This is a genomic window from Desertivibrio insolitus (assembly GCF_017355965.1).
Taxonomy (GTDB): domain Bacteria; phylum Actinomycetota; class Actinomycetes; order Actinomycetales; family Microbacteriaceae; genus JAFIQW01.
This window is the reverse complement of record NZ_JAFIQW010000014.1, coordinates 1-711: the sequence shown is the minus strand read 5'-3', so window position 1 is coordinate 711 and position 711 is coordinate 1. Positions and strand designations below refer to the sequence as shown.

General features: G+C 28.6%; 2 protein-coding genes. Both read left to right on the top strand.

Annotated elements, in window-relative coordinates; all coding sequences use genetic code 11:
• Positions 1–200, top strand: a 200-nt coding sequence (locus tag JUB10_RS14435) for a hypothetical protein (RefSeq protein WP_207457891.1), incomplete at its 5' end; no start/stop codon positions are given.
• 148 nt (positions 201–348) lie between these two features.
• Positions 349–711 (top strand): hypothetical protein (locus JUB10_RS14430; RefSeq protein ID WP_207457890.1); only part of this gene is annotated, 363 nt, incomplete at its 3' end.

Sequence of the window (711 nt, the reverse complement as noted above, 5' to 3'; positions counted from 1 at the left end):
CTGAAACAATTGATATTAATCAATTGATACGAAGACTCGATTCAATTTTACATGTTGATACTAAAAATATCGCATCACAAAAATTTGAAGATGGTCAATTTTATGATTTTGAAGTAGTTAAAAATCATATATACAAACCGGATTTAAAAACTTTAGAAACGCCATTAAATAAAGTGTTAAAGGGGGAATTTAATGTTTGATTTAAAAGCAGTAAAAAGCGAAGAATTTAATTATTTACTAAGCATTTGGAAAGTATTGATGATTTTATTGAAAAGTTTTACGATGTTAAGCAATTTATCACTTTCAAATGCTTAAATGACGCACATAGATACTATGAAAGTGAGATGAATGCAGTTGATGAGGCTTATAGAGAGCAATACGCAGAAATTAGCGAATGATTTAAAACATGCGTTTAAATCAAATAATCTTACAAATGACAGAATCAAAGTAGATTTTGACGCATGTAAAGTCTATGTATATGAGTTGGAAAACGGTGTGATTAGCGAGAATTCGCGAAATATAGATGAAAGATATTTAAAAGATGCTAGAGTGCTTGTACGTCGTCATTTACCATCACAATATCGTCTGACACCTCAAACAGAATTAAAATTTGAAAATGTTGATGATAGAAAAAGATTAGTGATTGATTTTGAATCAGCTGAATCTAAGAAATTAGATTTAAAAAATATACGTAAAAAAGCAGGTTATCAA